General features: G+C 47.9%; 25 protein-coding genes. 11 read left to right on the top strand and 14 right to left on the bottom strand.

Going from position 1 to position 16,016, the window contains the following annotated elements:
- The 3 genes from P8S55_RS11130 to P8S55_RS11120 all read left to right on the top strand — a co-directional run.
- A partial coding sequence (locus P8S55_RS11130) for a replication initiation protein (RefSeq protein ID WP_289225352.1) occupies window positions 1-337 on the top strand: 337 nt, incomplete at its 5' end.
- Window positions 338-367: 30 nt separating this feature from the next.
- Window positions 368-622 carry a hypothetical protein gene (locus P8S55_RS11125; RefSeq protein WP_289225347.1) on the top strand — a complete coding sequence of 85 codons (255 nt, stop codon included), beginning with the start codon at window positions 368-370 and terminating at the stop codon, window positions 620-622.
- Between the two features lie 355 nt (window positions 623-977).
- Entirely contained in the window at window positions 978-1,193 is a 216-nt protein-coding gene (locus P8S55_RS11120) for a hypothetical protein (protein ID WP_289225346.1), read from the top strand.
- 938 nt (window positions 1,194-2,131) lie between these two features.
- Here the strand turns inward: P8S55_RS11120 and trfA (P8S55_RS11115) are convergent.
- From trfA (P8S55_RS11115) to P8S55_RS11085, 7 genes are read right to left on the bottom strand one after another with little or no spacing between them, the layout of a single operon-like run.
- Window positions 2,132-3,040 (bottom strand): plasmid replication initiator TrfA, encoded by a 909-nt coding sequence (gene trfA / locus P8S55_RS11115; protein WP_289225345.1) that lies wholly within the window; start codon window positions 3,038-3,040, stop codon window positions 2,132-2,134.
- 21 nt (window positions 3,041-3,061) lie between these two features.
- Window positions 3,062-3,394 carry a type II toxin-antitoxin system PemK/MazF family toxin gene (locus P8S55_RS11110; RefSeq protein WP_289225344.1) on the bottom strand — a complete coding sequence of 111 codons (333 nt, stop codon included), beginning with the start codon at window positions 3,392-3,394 and terminating at the stop codon, window positions 3,062-3,064.
- Window positions 3,382-3,594 carry an antitoxin MazE family protein gene (locus P8S55_RS11105; protein WP_289225343.1) on the bottom strand — a complete coding sequence of 71 codons (213 nt, stop codon included), beginning with the start codon at window positions 3,592-3,594 and terminating at the stop codon, window positions 3,382-3,384. Before P8S55_RS11105 ends, P8S55_RS11110 begins: the two co-directional genes overlap by 13 nt.
- 52 nt (window positions 3,595-3,646) lie before the next feature.
- Entirely contained in the window at window positions 3,647-3,943 is a 297-nt protein-coding gene (locus P8S55_RS11100) for a RepB family protein (protein ID WP_289225351.1), read from the bottom strand.
- A 10-nt stretch (window positions 3,944-3,953) separates the two neighbouring features.
- Window positions 3,954-4,226 (bottom strand): BrnA antitoxin family protein, encoded by a 273-nt coding sequence (locus P8S55_RS11095; RefSeq protein ID WP_289225341.1) that lies wholly within the window; start codon window positions 4,224-4,226, stop codon window positions 3,954-3,956.
- Window positions 4,210-4,485 (bottom strand): BrnT family toxin, encoded by a 276-nt coding sequence (locus tag P8S55_RS11090; protein ID WP_289225340.1) that lies wholly within the window; start codon window positions 4,483-4,485, stop codon window positions 4,210-4,212. Before P8S55_RS11090 ends, P8S55_RS11095 begins: the two co-directional genes overlap by 17 nt.
- A gap of 29 nt (window positions 4,486-4,514) precedes the next feature.
- Window positions 4,515-4,805 (bottom strand): RepB family protein, encoded by a 291-nt coding sequence (locus P8S55_RS11085; protein WP_289225339.1) that lies wholly within the window; start codon window positions 4,803-4,805, stop codon window positions 4,515-4,517.
- A 1,365-nt stretch (window positions 4,806-6,170) separates the two neighbouring features.
- Here P8S55_RS11085 and P8S55_RS11080 point away from each other — a divergent pair.
- From P8S55_RS11080 to P8S55_RS11060, 5 genes are all read left to right on the top strand, one after another.
- Entirely contained in the window at window positions 6,171-6,380 is a 210-nt protein-coding gene (locus P8S55_RS11080) for a hypothetical protein (RefSeq protein WP_289225350.1), read from the top strand.
- Window positions 6,377-6,940, top strand: a complete 564-nt coding sequence (locus P8S55_RS11075) for a hypothetical protein (protein ID WP_289225349.1) — start codon at window positions 6,377-6,379, stop codon at window positions 6,938-6,940. Before P8S55_RS11080 ends, P8S55_RS11075 begins: the two co-directional genes overlap by 4 nt.
- Before the next feature lie 610 nt (window positions 6,941-7,550).
- Window positions 7,551-8,345 (top strand): replication initiation protein, encoded by a 795-nt coding sequence (locus P8S55_RS11070; protein ID WP_289225348.1) that lies wholly within the window; start codon window positions 7,551-7,553, stop codon window positions 8,343-8,345.
- A 30-nt stretch (window positions 8,346-8,375) separates the two neighbouring features.
- Window positions 8,376-8,630: a hypothetical protein gene (locus tag P8S55_RS11065; protein ID WP_289225347.1), complete on the top strand. Its 255-nt coding sequence runs from the start codon at window positions 8,376-8,378 to the stop codon at window positions 8,628-8,630.
- Window positions 8,631-8,985: 355 nt separating this feature from the next.
- Entirely contained in the window at window positions 8,986-9,201 is a 216-nt protein-coding gene (locus P8S55_RS11060; protein ID WP_289225346.1) for a hypothetical protein, read from the top strand.
- Between the two features lie 935 nt (window positions 9,202-10,136).
- Here P8S55_RS11060 and trfA (P8S55_RS11055) read toward each other — a convergent pair.
- Genes trfA (P8S55_RS11055) through P8S55_RS11025 form a run of 7 tightly spaced genes read right to left on the bottom strand, consistent with a single transcriptional unit; the run spans window position 10,137 to window position 12,810 of the window.
- Window positions 10,137-11,045 carry a plasmid replication initiator TrfA gene (gene trfA / locus P8S55_RS11055; RefSeq protein WP_289225345.1) on the bottom strand — a complete coding sequence of 303 codons (909 nt, stop codon included), beginning with the start codon at window positions 11,043-11,045 and terminating at the stop codon, window positions 10,137-10,139.
- 21 nt (window positions 11,046-11,066) lie between these two features.
- On the bottom strand, window positions 11,067-11,399 hold the full coding sequence (locus P8S55_RS11050; protein ID WP_289225344.1) for a type II toxin-antitoxin system PemK/MazF family toxin: 333 nt from the start codon (window positions 11,397-11,399) through the stop codon (window positions 11,067-11,069).
- Window positions 11,387-11,599, bottom strand: coding sequence for an antitoxin MazE family protein (locus P8S55_RS11045; protein ID WP_289225343.1), 213 nt, complete (start codon window positions 11,597-11,599; stop codon window positions 11,387-11,389). The genes P8S55_RS11050 and P8S55_RS11045 overlap by 13 nt, the downstream gene beginning before the upstream one ends.
- A 52-nt stretch (window positions 11,600-11,651) precedes the next feature.
- The gene (locus P8S55_RS11040; protein ID WP_289225342.1) at window positions 11,652-11,948 is read right to left on the bottom strand and encodes a RepB family protein; all 297 of its coding nucleotides are present in this window, start codon (window positions 11,946-11,948) and stop codon (window positions 11,652-11,654) included.
- Window positions 11,949-11,958: 10 nt separating this feature from the next.
- A complete protein-coding gene (locus tag P8S55_RS11035) occupies window positions 11,959-12,231 on the bottom strand; it encodes a BrnA antitoxin family protein (protein WP_289225341.1) in 273 nt (90 codons plus the stop codon).
- Window positions 12,215-12,490, bottom strand: coding sequence for a BrnT family toxin (locus P8S55_RS11030; RefSeq protein ID WP_289225340.1), 276 nt, complete (start codon window positions 12,488-12,490; stop codon window positions 12,215-12,217). Before P8S55_RS11030 ends, P8S55_RS11035 begins: the two co-directional genes overlap by 17 nt.
- 29 nt (window positions 12,491-12,519) lie before the next feature.
- Window positions 12,520-12,810, bottom strand: a complete 291-nt coding sequence (locus P8S55_RS11025) for a RepB family protein (RefSeq protein WP_289225339.1) — start codon at window positions 12,808-12,810, stop codon at window positions 12,520-12,522.
- Window positions 12,811-13,645: 835 nt separating this feature from the next.
- Between P8S55_RS11025 and P8S55_RS11020 the strand changes: the two genes are divergently transcribed.
- The 3 genes from P8S55_RS11020 to P8S55_RS11010 form a co-directional block, all read left to right on the top strand.
- The gene (locus tag P8S55_RS11020; protein WP_289225338.1) at window positions 13,646-14,383 is read left to right on the top strand and encodes a hypothetical protein; all 738 of its coding nucleotides are present in this window, start codon (window positions 13,646-13,648) and stop codon (window positions 14,381-14,383) included.
- Complete coding sequence (locus P8S55_RS11015) at window positions 14,380-15,015, top strand: hypothetical protein (protein WP_289225337.1); 636 nt, start codon at window positions 14,380-14,382, stop codon at window positions 15,013-15,015. Before P8S55_RS11020 ends, P8S55_RS11015 begins: the two co-directional genes overlap by 4 nt.
- A 543-nt stretch (window positions 15,016-15,558) precedes the next feature.
- Window positions 15,559-16,016 (top strand): replication initiation protein (locus P8S55_RS11010; RefSeq protein WP_289225336.1); only part of this gene is annotated, 458 nt, incomplete at its 3' end.

Genomic DNA, 16,016 nt, shown 5'->3' with positions numbered 1-16,016 from the left:
GATCAATTTAAGACAGCAGTTCACGCAGTATTTTCTTGAAGATGTTCTCAAGTTCAAAAGTGAGTACACCTGGCGGATTTATGAAATGTGCATGAGCGTTAAATCACAACGAGAGCCTGTATTAATTTTGAGCGTTGAAGAATTTAGAGAGCGCCTTTGCATACCCGAAAGTTATCGATTTATTAACGTCAGACGTGTAATTGAAAACTCAATCGCTGAAATCGAAGAAAAGACTGATTACACGGTAACGGTTGGCATGAAAAAGAAAGGACGAGCGTTTAACCGACTAGACTTCAAAATCGTGAAGAAGCAGCAACAACAACTTAATTTGAGTTAAACAGGGGTTGTAATGGGTTACAAGCGGAAATTGACAAATGAAGAAGAAAACCTTATTGCAAACATGGAGAGAAAATCACCTATTGGGTCAGAGTACAAAGCCTATAAAAATATTCAAGGTGAATATATTTTGCTTTACTTCCGCTTCGAAGGCGTTGATGTTTTAGATGCTATCACAATGAGATTTGAAGACCACATTATAAAAAAGTTTAAAACGAGAACAGATATGAATCAGTTTTTTAAAGATGAGCAGAAAAAGCTTGAGTTAGATGGAGGGCGGCCATAAAGACCGCCACCTTGTTAAACCCTAAAGCTCAAACGCTTGCTAAAAAGCTTGCGGTGAGTACAATAAGATCACAAGGGTTATGAGAATTAGCATTGCGAGTGCTCTCATAATCTTCTCCTGAAGGCCACATCAAAACAGGTGTGGTCTCCTGCTTCCGGCGACTACCGCCAAAAGCCTTTTGGGCGCACTATTTCACTAATACCCAGACCTGCGATTATACACCATTCTTTTTTTTAACCCATTCGCCATAAGCCTGCGTGCCTATTTCGTCAAGCCAAGCTTCATCCTCGCCGCACCTCTGCTGGCGGTTTACCGTCATACCTCAAAAGTGTCCGCTGAAAAAGCGCAAGTGCGCGTGATAAAGGCCGACCTCGACCGCATGCAAGGGCAGGTGGCCGAAGCGAAGAGTACAGAGCAGGAGATAGGTGACCGTGTAGAGCAAGTCAAAAAAGAGTTAGAAACCCTTAATTACAGTGTAACGCAAGCTAAAAAAGAGTTAAGAACCCTTAACGAAGCCAAGAAAAAAGCCCAATTGCGCGTCACAGAGCTTGACAAGTTGTCGGGGTTTTAGGGGGCTGGGGCGTAGCCCCAGTTAGGCGAAGCCGTAGCAAAAAGGTTTTAAAGCCCCGCACGACGTTTTTTCGCGTCACCCGCTACCTAAGCCCAAAATAATCTTAATCGCGCTCTCAAAAGCCAAGCTAGGGCGCGATAGCGCCATGAAGTGCCGAAGGCACGCCTTTAGCGCAAGGCGAAGCCTAAGCCTAAGAGAGCGTAGCGAACGCAGGGGGTTTCAAAAGGGGGAGAATTCCCCCTTTCTTTAAAGCCGCAAAGCGGCTTCCTAGCGGGCTTGAAAAGCCCGAAGCGTGCGAAATTTTTTCGCGCGCTTGGATTATAAAAAGATTAAAAGAAGATTAGCACGTTTTTTGCAAAACGCTGAAACCCGCATGAATAAAGGGCTGGAGGCCTATTTTTTTTCGTGCTTGCGCTGGTGCTATGCCGTGCTTGCGCTGGTGCTATGCCGTGCTTGCGCTGGTGCTATGCCGTGCTTGCGCTGGTGCTATGCCGTGCTTGCGCTGGTGCTATGCCGTGCTTGCGCTGGTGCTATGCCGTGCTTGCGCTGGTGCTATGCCGTGCTTTTTTGCCTTGGGGGTTTGAGAAGTCCGTAGTGCGCGATTTTTTCGCGCAAAACCGTAAGGTTTTCCTATTTCTATTGTTTCCCCTTGTTTCTAGGGCCGAATTCGCCTTTAAAATCATTAGGTTACAAGGTTAAAAGTATCATTTTGGCGGTTAAAAGTATCATTTTTATTTTTGATGCGGCTTCCTAGTGCGCGATTTTTTCGCGCGTGGATTATTAAAAGATTAAAAGAAGATTAGCACGTTTTTTGCAAAACGCTGAAACCCGCATGAATAAAGGGCTAGAGGCCTATTTTTTTTAGGTATAACCTACCCGTCAGAACGGTATAACCTACCCGTCAGAACGGTATAACCTACCCGTCAGAACGGTATATTTTAGTGTTTGCTATGCCGTGCCTTTTTAGCCTTGCGTGCTAGATGTCTTTTTTGCGTGCCTATGGCAAGCTTTTTGAGGTGTACGAGGTTTTGGTCATCTATCTCAAAATCCCAGCCTGTAGCCTCGCAAACCGCTTCCAGTGCATTTTTAAGCGTCTGTTTGAAATTGCGCATCTCGCCAGTTTCGCTCCCGCAAAGCTTATGCAGGGTCTCGACCTTGTACGGATAAGGGCTTGCATGCGTGCTGTAAAAGCCGTGTAACCATTGCGCCAAGGGCAGGCCTTTTAACGCTTGCCTTTCTTGCTTTTCGATAGCCGTCCAGCCGTCCGATCCGTAAAGCTTTGCAACCTGTGGGTTTAACTTAATAACGTGATGCCCTGTTTCATCGTCACGATACCAGTCGTGTATTAACTGTCCTGCATACGCACGCTTACCGTCTTGTACCTCTACAAGCGATGTCATCAACCGTCTAAGCGCGGATTTAAGCCAGTCGTGCTGGCTTTTGCCTGTACTTCTGCCGATAGCCTTTAAAAAACCGTGCCCCGAAAAATGTATCTCAACACCCAAGCCGTCCGTCTTTGCTAACTGCAAACACTCCTCCCAAACGTCTAAATCTGCTTGGTCAAGCTGTGGCCCTGTATGTACAACCGTCACGCCATCAACACTGGCTTTAATTACGGCGTCCTGATATGCGCGTTTACCTCGCCTAATCGCCCCAAAAAGGGCAGACCGTAAAACGGCGTTAGGCACGCCCCGCGCTTCGTTTGGCCACAAAGGCAACTGTACAATCTTAGCAGGAGCAAATTTTGGCTCTTGCTCCGCTTCAAGCGTTTTGCTCCTTGCTTGTTTTGCTTCGGCTTTGGCCTGCATCTCAGCCAAAACATTCTTAAACGGATTCGCTAGCTCCATCCTCACCTCTTTACACTGTAATTAAGCAATTCCCAAAAAAACGGTTAACACTCTGTCAATTTCCCTCAAAGTGCGCTCATCGACACGCCCAAAAGCTTTTCCAACTTTCTCAGCCGGCGCCGTGTACGGCTTATCCACCATGATTTGCGACACCTTGTTCAATTTATTTTCGTTATTAGGTTCAAGATTAATACGAAAATTAGACACATTCTCGCGTATATCAGACGTCAGCGGCAAAAGCACCACAGAAGGGTGTTCACTGAACAAGTCCGACTGAATCACAACGGCTGGGCGTGGCTTTCCATAATCACCAGCAGGCGCAATGGTCACCACATCCCCCCTCATGCTTCCCATCCCGAAAAATCCTGAACGGATTCGATAAAATCGAGAATTTCGCGCTCCTGCGGGTCATTCCGCAAAGAAAGGGATTGTTTCCTGCATTCTTCTTTAAATGCTTCTCTTCGAGTATCAGGAACCCATATCTGCACAGGTCGAAAACCTGCGGCTCTCAATTCGCTTCGGTGTTTTTGAACACGTTGAGTAACGCCAGCCATACCTACCTCCTGTAAAATTAGTTTCATGTAACATTGTACACTTAAAAATCAACTACACACCATTCTTTTTTTTAACCCATTCGCCATAAGCCTGCGTGCCTATTTCGTCAAGCCAAGCTTCATGCGCCTGTTTGATTAGCTTTTCAAGCATTTCCTTTTTCGTTACAGTGTAATACTTCGCCATATCCTCAAGTTCTCGGTTTGCGCTAAAGTCGATGCGCATATCGATGCGTGACAACTCTTTGCGTGCGCGCTCCCGATATTCGCGCTGGCGCTGTGCATTGGTTTTTGCCGTTGGCTTGATTTTTAATTCTTTCGTTACCGTGTCGTGCTCGTCTTTCATCGCCATACATCACACCTCAGCTTTTGGCATGTGCCAACTCTTCCCTGACAGCCATTCTAACGACCTCTTCTAAGCTTGCGCCTCCTGATCTCAAATATTGTTTAAGCACTCGATTGATTTCAGTTTGATACCCAGTTCCAACCTCCAAAGCCTTTAACTTAAAGCCCGAAACAATATCCTCATCAAGATAGATTGTGATGCGTTTTTTTTGGCTTTCAGCACGTAACTTATTTAGATGTGGCACCTCGGTTGCCCGTTTTGCATTGCTAAAATCATATTCCTTTTTCATATTCCACCTTCTCCCTATTTGTCGCTTTTCTTGCCGAAATAATTCGAATAATATCTTCTTGCCGATAAGCATAAACGACAAGCAAAACACGGCTTTTTTCACTTCTACCGACAAGTAAAAACCGCTCTTCATCAATCGTTTCCCCATCCTCCAACACAAGCGCAAACGGATCATACAAAGCCGTTTGCGCTTCTTCAAAAGAAACGCCATGTTTTTGAACGTTGGTTTGAGCTTTTCGCTCATCATATTCTATATTCATAATTTAATTATACACATAAAATACATATATTAAACCCCATTCTTTTTCCTCACCCATTCGCCATAAGCCTGCGTGCCTATTTCGTCAAGCCAAGCTTCATGCGCCTGTTTGATTAGCTTTTCAAGCATTTCCTTTTTCGTTACAGTGTAATACTTCGCCATATCCTCAAGTTCTCGGTTTGCGCTAAAGTCGATGCGCATATCGATGCGTGACAACTCTTTGCGTGCGCGCTCCCGATATTCGCGCTGGCGCTGTGCATTGGTTTTTGCCGTTGGCTTGATTTTTAATTCTTTCGTTACCGTGTCGTGCTCGTCTTTCATGTCAAACCCCCTTATCCATTACCGTGTAACATAGGTTTATGCTAATCGTTACAACTTAATATGTAAAGGGTTTTTTGGAATTTAGAGTGAAATTAAAAAGTTGGCACAGGGGGTCTCGGACCTTTGAATCAGGGGTCGTTGGTATGTGGTGTCGGAATAGTTGAGGTTTTTTTCCGCGCATGCGCGGATTGTCCTTCAGGAAACGATTTTACGGTAACAAGCTTTGGCTCCTGCTTGGCGCTTTGCAAGCGTCAGCGCGCAGCGGCGTCCAGCCGCGAAGCAAGCACGCCCTAGCGTGCGCCTGGCAAGCCCTAGCGCGCAGACCGCCCTAGCGGTCGGAGTTGTGAGCACCACAAGCGCCCCAGCGCGCAGTGACTGAGGGAGCGCCCACGCGACCGATGGGTGTGCGAGAGGTAGGAGCGCCCACGCGACGCCCCAGCCGCCGTCGCGCCCTAGGCGCCGACCAACTGCGTTTTCGGATGCGTACAGCAGTCGCGGAGCGACCGAGCATGCACATGCGAGTCCGGAAAAGGCGGTTGGGCGGCGACAGCAGACGACGGCGGGCAAAGGGTGGGAGCGTCCAGCGTACACACTGCGCAACCTCGCCCCAGCGAGGTGGAGGGCAAGGGTTTTCCCGTCCAGGGAAACCTGCGCAAGTCCCGCGCTAGCGGGGCTGAAGGCTCTTTGCAAGGAGCGGCGTCCAGCCGAACCGCGCAGGCCTGCCCGCCCTAGCGGGTAGGTCGAAGGCCTTAAATTTTCGGTATTCCTTTACCTAGTAGGTAAGGGTACTCGCACCCGAGCACCCTCCTGATTACCCCTAAATAAGGATGCACAGATGAAGATAAAGACTTTTCCACCCGCTTTTTTGCACGAGCTTTCCAAAGAATCGCATGGTAACAAAAAGGGAGAGCTACGGCTTTTGGCCATCCTCGACTGGCTTTACCGATGGCGCTATGCCAGCCAGCAGATCCTAGTAAACCTACTAAGTAACTCAGGCACAGAGAGGGGGAAGCCGCCGCGATCCGCGCCGCACTGCGTCGCTGGGACGGGCGGTACATCCGAAGCTTTACCCTCGCCACGGATGTATCTCGGGTGGGATACGTGCTAAAAGCCGACGGACTTTTTAAGCTTTCGATGGCTCAGCCACAACGCAAATTCACTAAGCCATTCACAGAAACGAGTGCGCTCACTACCAGCGCCGCAAAGCGCCATGATCTGACTGCCCAAGCCGCGGCTATTTTTATGATGAAAAGTCAGGGTTACACGAAGTACGCCAGCGAGTGGGAGTACCGCGACGGAAGTCGCGGCAAAGTTTTTGACTGTGTCATTGAGAGCCCCGAAAGCAGGCTTGGCATTGAGGTTGAAATGACACCAAAGACACGCACGGCACTGCATGACGCGCTATACGCCGCGGCTGAAGCGATTGATGCGGGAGAAGTCAATACAGTCGCCTACCTTGTACCCACTCCAGCACTGGAAAGGATGATCAAAAAAGCCATCAACGATACGGGAGTTACCGGAGTCACGGTCAAAGTGTCGCAAGCCGTCGCAAAAATGGCTGGGGTTCGCTCATGAAAGCACTAAAAATCGCAATTCTATATACCGCCATAACGATTTTTTTAAGCGGGTGCGGGGATAAGTGCCCGTACGATGTAAAGTCGCTACAGAAGCACATAGAAGGGCTTGAGGCGCAGATCGCAGATCAAGCAGAGAGTCTAATCGCACAAAAAAGCCGCGATGTGGCGATGTTATTACACTGTAACAAGTTTCACGATCTCGGTATTTTAGCGATCGCTTTCTGTGACTACGCCGCCGCAGAGGCGGGAGTGGAGGCTTATGCGGCTGGCTACCGGACAAGCCCCGTTTTCGAAGTCGCGTACTTTCTGAGATCGGCGCTCGCTATCGCACTTGCGCTCTTCATCCTCGCCGCACCTCTGCTGGCGGTTTACCGTCATACCTCAAAAGTGTCCGCTGAAAAAGCGCAAGTGCGCGTGATAAAGGCCGACCTCGACCGCATGCAAGGGCAGGTGGCCGAAGCGAAGAGTACAGAGCAGGAGATAGGTGACCGTGTAGAGCAAGTCAAAAAAGAGTTAGAAACCCTTAATTACAGTGTAACGCAAGCTAAAAAGAGTTAAGAACCCTTAACGAAGCCAAGAAAAAAGCCCAATTGCGCGTCACAGAGCTTGACAAGTTGTCGGGGTTTTAGGGGCTGGGCGTAGCCCCAGTTAGGCGAAGCCGTAGCAAAAAGGTTTTAAAGCCCCGCACGACGTTTTTTCGCGTCACCCGCTACCTAAGCCCAAAATAATCTTAATCGCGCTCTCAAAAGCCAAGCTAGGGCGCGATAGCGCCATGAAGTGCCGAAGGCACGCCTTTAGCGCAAGGCGAAGCCTAAGCCTAAGAGAGCGTAGCGAACGCAGGGGGTTTCAAAAGGGGAGAGTTCCCCTTTCTTTAAAGCCGCAAAGCGGCTTCCTAGCGGGCTTGAAAAGCCCAAAAAAACCGAGGTTTTCCTTATTTTCATTGTTTTCTCTTGTTTTCAGGGCTTTTTTACCTTTTAAAATCAATGGGTTACAAAGTTAAAAACCACTTTTTGATGGTTAAAGGAGAAATTTTGATGGTATTAAAGAGAAGTTTTGATGGTAAGTGAGAAGTTTTGATGGTAATAAAGAGAAAAGAATACATAAACTTCTCTTTTACATTAAAGAGAAGTTTATGTATTCTTTTCTCACATAGGTCGAGGGCGCAAAAATGAAAAAGCTTACGGCGCAACAAATCGTTGAAAAAAACATGCTTAAAGCGACAACGCAAAGGCATGAAGAAGTTGAGCAGGACATCAGGCATGAACTGGTAGATAACCGGATTGTTAAAAGTAACTTTCTAGCAAGGGCGAAGAACCCCTTTAAGCTTGTAGAACTGCGCGTTGTCGAACTGATGATCAGCAAGCTAAACCCCAACGGTATGAAGCTAAACATCTACCAGACGATAGACATAACGCTCACGGCGCTTGAGTATGCAGAAGCGACGGGTATTTCAAAAAAGATCGCCTACCGCGACTTAGAAAAGACCGTAGACGCGCTGCAAACAAAGATTATCGAGACACGCGAAGGTACGAAGCGCGTAAAACGACCGCTCATGTTTAAAGCGGAATACGAAGATGGCGCTGGCACAGTGAAAGCAAGCTTTCATCCCGAATTTTTGCCGCACTTGATCAATTTAAGACAGCAGTTCACGCAGTATTTTCTTGAAGATGTTCTCAAGTTCAAAAGTGAGTACACCTGGCGGATTTATGAAATGTGCATGAGCGTTAAATCACAACGAGAGCCTGTATTAATTTTGAGCGTTGAAGAATTTAGAGAGCGCCTTTGCATACCCGAAAGTTATCGATTTATTAACGTCAGACGTGTAATTGAAAACTCAATCGCTGAAATCGAAGAAAAGACTGATTACACGGTAACGGTTGGCATGAAAAAGAAAGGACGAGCGTTTAACCGACTAGACTTCAAAATCGTGAAGAAGCAGCAACAACAACTTAATTTGAGTTAAACAGGGGTTGTAATGGGTTACAAGCGGAAATTGACAAATGAAGAAGAAAACCTTATTGCAAACATGGAGAGAAAATCACCTATTGGGTCAGAGTACAAAGCCTATAAAAATATTCAAGGTGAATATATTTTGCTTTACTTCCGCTTCGAAGGCGTTGATGTTTTAGATGCTATCACAATGAGATTTGAAGACCACATTATAAAAAAGTTTAAAACGAGAACAGATATGAATCAGTTTTTTAAAGATGAGCAGAAAAAGCTTGAGTTAGATGGAGGGCGGCCATAAAGACCGCCACCTTGTTAAACCCTAAAGCTCAAACGCTTGCTAAAAAGCTTGCGGTGAGTACAATAAGATCACAAGGGTTATGAGAATTAGCATTGCGAGTGCTCTCATAATCTTCTCCTGAAGGCCACATCAAAACAGGTGTGGTCTCCTGCTTCCGGCGACTACCGCCAAAAGCCTTTTGGGCGCACTATTTCACTAATACCCAGACCTGCGATTATACACCATTCTTTTTTTTAACCCATTCGCCATAAGCCTGCGTGCCTATTTCGTCAAGCCAAGCTTCATCCTCGCCGCACCTCTGCTGGCGGTTTACCGTCATACCTCAAAAGTGTCCGCTGAAAAAGCGCAAGTGCGCGTGATAAAGGCCGACCTCGACCGCATGCAAGGGCAGGTGGCCGAAGCGAAGAGTACAGAGCAGGAGATAGGTGACCGTGTAGAGCAAGTCAAAAAAGAGTTAGAAACCCTTAATTACAGTGTAACGCAAGCTAAAAAAGAGTTAAGAACCCTTAACGAAGCCAAGAAAAAAGCCCAATTGCGCGTCACAGAGCTTGACAAGTTGTCGGGGTTTTAGGGGGCTGGGGCGTAGCCCCAGTTAGGCGAAGCCGTAGCAAAAAGGTTTTAAAGCCCCGCACGACGTTTTTTCGCGTCACCCGCTACCTAAGCCCAAAATAATCTTAATCGCGCTCTCAAAAGCCAAGCTAGGGCGCGATAGCGCCATGAAGTGCCGAAGGCACGCCTTTAGCGCAAGGCGAAGCCTAAGCCTAAGAGAGCGTAGCGAACGCAGGGGGTTTCAAAAGGGGAGAGTTCCCCTTTCTTTAAAGCCGCAAAGCGGCTTCCTAGCGGGCTTGAAAAGCCCGAAGCGTGCGAAATTTTTTCGCGCGCTTGGATTATAAAAAGATTAAAAGAAGATTAGCACGTTTTTTGCAAAACGCTGAAACCCGCATGAATAAAGGGCTGGAGGCCTATTTTTTTTCGTGCTTGCGCTGGTGCTATGCCGTGCTTGCGCTGGTGCTATGCCGTGCTTGCGCTGGTGCTATGCCGTGCTTGCGCTGGTGCTATGCCGTGCTTGCGCTGGTGCTATGCCGTGCTTGCGCTGGTGCTATGCCGTGCTTGCGCTGGTGCTATGCCGTGCTTTTTTGCCTTGGGGGTTTGAGAAGTCCGTAGTGCGCGATTTTTCGCGCAAAACCGTAAGGTTTTCCTATTTCTATTGTTTCCCCTTGTTTCTAGGGCCGAATTCGCCTTTAAAATCATTAGGTTACAAGGTTAAAAGTATCATTTTGGCGGTTAAAAGTATCATTTTTATTTTTGATGCGGCTTCCTAGTGCGCGATTTTTTCGCGCGTGGATTATTAAAAGATTAAAAGAAGATTAGCACGTTTTTTGCAAAACGCTGAAACCCGCATGAATAAAGGGCTAGAGGCCTATTTTTTTTAGGTATAACCTACCCGTCAGAACGGTATAACCTACCCGTCAGAACGGTATAACCTACCCGTCAGAACGGTATATTTTAGTGTTTGCTATGCCGTGCCTTTTTAGCCTTGCGTGCTAGATGTCTTTTTTGCGTGCCTATGGCAAGCTTTTTGAGGTGTACGAGGTTTTGGTCATCTATCTCAAAATCCCAGCCTGTAGCCTCGCAAACCGCTTCCAGTGCATTTTTAAGCGTCTGTTTGAAATTGCGCATCTCGCCAGTTTCGCTCCCGCAAAGCTTATGCAGGGTCTCGACCTTGTACGGATAAGGGCTTGCATGCGTGCTGTAAAAGCCGTGTAACCATTGCGCCAAGGGCAGGCCTTTTAACGCTTGCCTTTCTTGCTTTTCGATAGCCGTCCAGCCGTCCGATCCGTAAAGCTTTGCAACCTGTGGGTTTAACTTAATAACGTGATGCCCTGTTTCATCGTCACGATACCAGTCGTGTATTAACTGTCCTGCATACGCACGCTTACCGTCTTGTACCTCTACAAGCGATGTCATCAACCGTCTAAGCGCGGATTTAAGCCAGTCGTGCTGGCTTTTGCCTGTACTTCTGCCGATAGCCTTTAAAAAACCGTGCCCCGAAAAATGTATCTCAACACCCAAGCCGTCCGTCTTTGCTAACTGCAAACACTCCTCCCAAACGTCTAAATCTGCTTGGTCAAGCTGTGGCCCTGTATGTACAACCGTCACGCCATCAACACTGGCTTTAATTACGGCGTCCTGATATGCGCGTTTACCTCGCCTAATCGCCCCAAAAAGGGCAGACCGTAAAACGGCGTTAGGCACGCCCCGCGCTTCGTTTGGCCACAAAGGCAACTGTACAATCTTAGCAGGAGCAAATTTTGGCTCTTGCTCCGCTTCAAGCGTTTTGCTCCTTGCTTGTTTTGCTTCGGCTTTGGCCTGCATCTCAGCCAAAACATTCTTAAACGGATTCGCTAGCTCCATCCTCACCTCTTTACACTGTAATTAAGCAATTCCCAAAAAAACGGTTAACACTCTGTCAATTTCCCTCAAAGTGCGCTCATCGACACGCCCAAAAGCTTTTCCAACTTTCTCAGCCGGCGCCGTGTACGGCTTATCCACCATGATTTGCGACACCTTGTTCAATTTATTTTCGTTATTAGGTTCAAGATTAATACGAAAATTAGACACATTCTCGCGTATATCAGACGTCAGCGGCAAAAGCACCACAGAAGGGTGTTCACTGAACAAGTCCGACTGAATCACAACGGCTGGGCGTGGCTTTCCATAATCACCAGCAGGCGCAATGGTCACCACATCCCCCCTCATGCTTCCCATCCCGAAAAATCCTGAACGGATTCGATAAAATCGAGAATTTCGCGCTCCTGCGGGTCATTCCGCAAAGAAAGGGATTGTTTCCTGCATTCTTCTTTAAATGCTTCTCTTCGAGTATCAGGAACCCATATCTGCACAGGTCGAAAACCTGCGGCTCTCAATTCGCTTCGGTGTTTTTGAACACGTTGAGTAACGCCAGCCATACCTACCTCCTGTAAAATTAGTTTCATGTAACATTGTACACTTAAAAATCAACTACACACCATTCTTTTTTTTAACCCATTCGCCATAAGCCTGCGTGCCTATTTCGTCAAGCCAAGCTTCATGCGCCTGTTTGATTAGCTTTTCAAGCATTTCCTTTTTCGTTACAGTGTAATACTTCGCCATATCCTCAAGTTCTCGGTTTGCGCTAAAGTCGATGCGCATATCGATGCGTGACAACTCTTTGCGTGCGCGCTCCCGATATTCGCGCTGGCGCTGTGCATCGGTTTTTGCCGTTGGCTTGATTTTTAATTCTTTCGTTACCGTGTCGTGCTCGTCTTTCATCGCCATACATCACACCTCAGCTTTTGGCATGTGCCAACTCTTCCCTGACAGCCATTCTAACGACCTCTTCTAAGCTTGCGCCTCCTGATCTCAAATATTGTTTAAGCACTCGATTGATTTCAGTTTGATACCCAGTTCCAACCTCCAAAGCCTTTAACTTAAAGCCCGAAACAATATCCTCATCAAGATAGATTGTGATGCGTTTTTTTTGGCTTTCAGCACGTAACTTATTTAGATGTGGCACCTCGGTTGCCCGTTTTGCATTGCTAAAATCATATTCCTTTTTCATATTCCACCTTCTCCCTATTTGTCGCTTTTCTTGCCGAAATAATTCGAATAATATCTTCTTGCCGATAAGCATAAACGACAAGCAAAACACGGCTTTTTTCACTTCTACCGACAAGTAAAAACCGCTCTTCATCAATCGTTTCCCCATCCTCCAACACAAGCGCAAACGGATCATACAAAGCCGTTTGCGCTTCTTCAAAAGAAACGCCATGTTTTTGAACGTTGGTTTGAGCTTTTCGCTCATCATATTCTATATTCATAATTTAATTATACACATAAAATACATATATTAAACCCCATTCTTTTTCCTCACCCATTCGCCATAAGCCTGCGTGCCTATTTCGTCAAGCCAAGCTTCATGCGCCTGTTTGATTAGCTTTTCAAGCATTTCCTTTTTCGTTACAGTGTAATACTTCGCCATATCCTCAAGTTCTCGGTTTGCGCTAAAGTCGATGCGCATATCGATGCGTGACAACTCTTTGCGTGCGCGCTCCCGATATTCGCGCTGGCGCTGTGCATTGGTTTTTGCCGTTGGCTTGATTTTTAATTCTTTCGTTACCGTGTCGTGCTCGTCTTTCATGTCAAACCCCCTTATCCATTACCGTGTAACATAGGTTTATGCTAATCGTTACAACTTAATATGTAAAGGGTTTTTTGGAATTTAGAGTGAAATTAAAAAGTTGGCACAGGGGGTCTCGGACCTTTGAATCAGGGGTCGTTGGTATGTGGTGTCGGAATAGTTGAGGTTTTTTTCCGCGCATGCGCGGATTGTCCTTCAGGAAACGATTTTACGGTAACAAGCTTTGGCTCCTGCTTGGCGCTTTGCAAGCGTCAGCGCGCAGCGGCGTCCAGCCGCGAAGCAAGCACGCCCTAGCGTGCGCCTGGCAAGCCCTAGCGCGCAGACCGCCCTAGCGGTCGGAGTTGTGAGCACCACAAGCGCCCCAGCGCGCAGTGACTGAGGGAGCGCCCACGCGACCGATGGGTGTGCGAGAGGTAGGAGCGCCCACGCGACGCCCCAGCCGCCGTCGCGCCCTAGGCGCCGACCAACTGCGTTTTCGGATGCGTACAGCAGTCGCGGAGCGACCGAGCATGCACATGCGAGTCCGGAAAAGGCGGTTGGGCGGCGACAGCAGACGACGGCGGGCAAAGGGTGGGAGCGTCCAGCGTACACACTGCGCAACCTCGCCCCAGCGAGGTGGAGGGCAAGGGTTTTCCCGTCCAGGGAAACCTGCGCAAGTCCCGCGCTAGCGGGGCTGAAGGCTCTTTGCAAGGAGCGGCGTCCAGCCGAACCGCGCAGGCCTGCCCGCCCTAGCGGGTAGGTCGAAGGCCTTAAATTTTCGGTATTCCTTTACCTAGTAGGTAAGGGTACTCGCACCCGAGCACCCTCCTGATTACCCCTAAATAAGGATGCACAGATGAAGATAAAGACTTTTCCACCCGCTTTTTTGCACGAGCTTTCCAAAGAATCGCATGGTAACAAAAAGGGAGAGCTACGGCTTTTGGCCATCCTCGACTGGCTTTACCGATGGCGCTATGCCAGCCAGCAGATCCTAGTAAACCTACTAAGTAACTCAGGCACAGAGGGGGAAGCCGCCGCGATCCGCGCCGCACTGCGTCGCTGGGACGGGCGGTACATCCGAAGCTTTACCCTCGCCACGGATGTATCTCGGGTGGGATACGTGCTAAAAGCCGACGGACTTTTTAAGCTTTCGATGGCTCAGCCACAACGCAAATTCACTAAGCCATTCACAGAAACGAGTGCGCTCACTACCAGCGCCGCAAAGCGCCATGATCTGACTGCCCAAGCCGCGGCTATTTTTATGATGAAAAGTCAGGGTTACACGAAGTACGCCAGCGAGTGGGAGTACCGCGACGGAAGTCGCGGCAAAGTTTTTGACTGTGTCATTGAGAGCCCCGAAAGCAGGCTTGGCATTGAGGTTGAAATGACACCAAAGACACGCACGGCACTGCATGACGCGCTATACGCCGCGGCTGAAGCGATTGATGCGGGAGAAGTCAATACAGTCGCCTACCTTGTACCCACTCCAGCACTGGAAAGGATGATCAAAAAAGCCATCAACGATACGGGAGTTACCGGAGTCACGGTCAAAGTGTCGCAAGCCGTCGCAAAAATGGCTGGGGTTCGCTCATGAAAGCACTAAAAATCGCAATTCTATATACCGCCATAACGATTTTTTTAAGCGGGTGCGGGGATAAGTGCCCGTACGATGTAAAGTCGCTACAGAAGCACATAGAAGGGCTTGAGGCGCAGATCGCAGATCAAGCAGAGAGTCTAATCGCACAAAAAAGCCGCGATGTGGCGATGTTATTACACTGTAACAAGTTTCACGATCTCGGTATTTTAGCGATCGCTTTCTGTGACTACGCCGCCGCAGAGGCGGGAGTGGAGGCTTATGCGGCTGGCTACCGGACAAGCCCCGTTTTCGAAGTCGCGTACTTTCTGAGATCGGCGCTCGCTATCGCACTTGCGCTCTTCATCCTCGCCGCACCTCTGCTGGCGGTTTACCGTCATACCTCAAAAGTGTCCGCTGAAAAAGCGCAAGTGCGCGTGATAAAGGCCGACCTCGACCGCATGCAAGGGCAGGTGGCCGAAGCGAAGAGTACAGAGCAGGAGATAGGTGACCGTGTAGAGCAAGTCAAAAAAGAGTTAGAAACCCTTAATTACAGTGTAACGCAAGCTAAAAAAGAGTTAAGAACCCTTAACGAAGCCAAGAAAAAAGCCCAATTGCGCGTCACAGAGCTTGACAAGTTGTCGGGGTTTTAGGGGGCTGGGGCGTAGCCCCAGTTAGGCGAAGCCGTAGCAAAAAGGTTTTAAAGCCCCGCACGACGTTTTTTCGCGTCACCCGCTACCTAAGCCCAAAATAATCTTAATCGCGCTCTCAAAAGCCAAGCTAGGGCGCGATAGCGCCATGAAGTGCCGAAGGCACGCCTTTAGCGCAAGGCGAAGCCTAAGCCTAAGAGAGCGTAGCGAACGCAGGGGGTTTCAAAAGGGGGAGAATTCCCCCTTTCTTTAAAGCCGCAAAGCGGCTTCCTAGCGGGCTTGAAAAGCCCAAAAAAACCGAGGTTTTCCTTATTTTCATTGTTTTCTCTTGTTTTCAGGGCTTTTTTACCTTTTAAAATCAATGGGTTACAAAGTTAAAAACCACTTTTTGATGGTTAAAGGAGAAATTTTGATGGTATTAAAGAGAAGTTTTGATGGTAAGTGAGAAGTTTTGATGGTAATAAAGAGAAAAGAATACATAAACTTCTCTTTTACATTAAAGAGAAGTTTATGTATTCTTTTCTCACATAGGTCGAGGGCGCAAAAATGAAAAAGCTTACGGCGCAACAAATCGTTGAAAAAAACATGCTTAAAGCGACAACGCAAAGGCATGAAGAAGTTGAGCAGGACATCAGGCATGAACTGGTAGATAACCGGATTGTTAAAAGTAACTTTCTAGCAAGGGCGAAGAACCCCTTTAAGCTTGTAGAACTGCGCGTTGTCGAACTGATGATCAGCAAGCTAAACCCCAACGGTATGAAGCTAAACATCTACCAGACGATAGACATAACGCTCACGGCGCTTGAGTATGCAGAAGCGACGGGTATTTCAAAAAAGATCGCCTACCGCGACTTAGAAAAGACCGTAGACGCGCTGCAAACAAAGATTATCGAGACACGCGAAGGTACGAAGCGCGTAAAACGACCGCTCATGTTTAAAGCGGAATACGAAGATGGCGCTGGCACAGTGAAAGCAAGCTTTCATCCCGAATTTTTGCCGCACTT

Origin of the sequence: Thiomicrospira sp. R3, from assembly GCF_029581415.1 — a bacterium.
Lineage (GTDB): Bacteria > Pseudomonadota > Gammaproteobacteria > Thiomicrospirales > Thiomicrospiraceae > Thiomicrospira.
The sequence above is the reverse complement of the archived record's forward strand: the minus strand, read 5'-3'. Positions and strand labels throughout refer to the sequence as shown.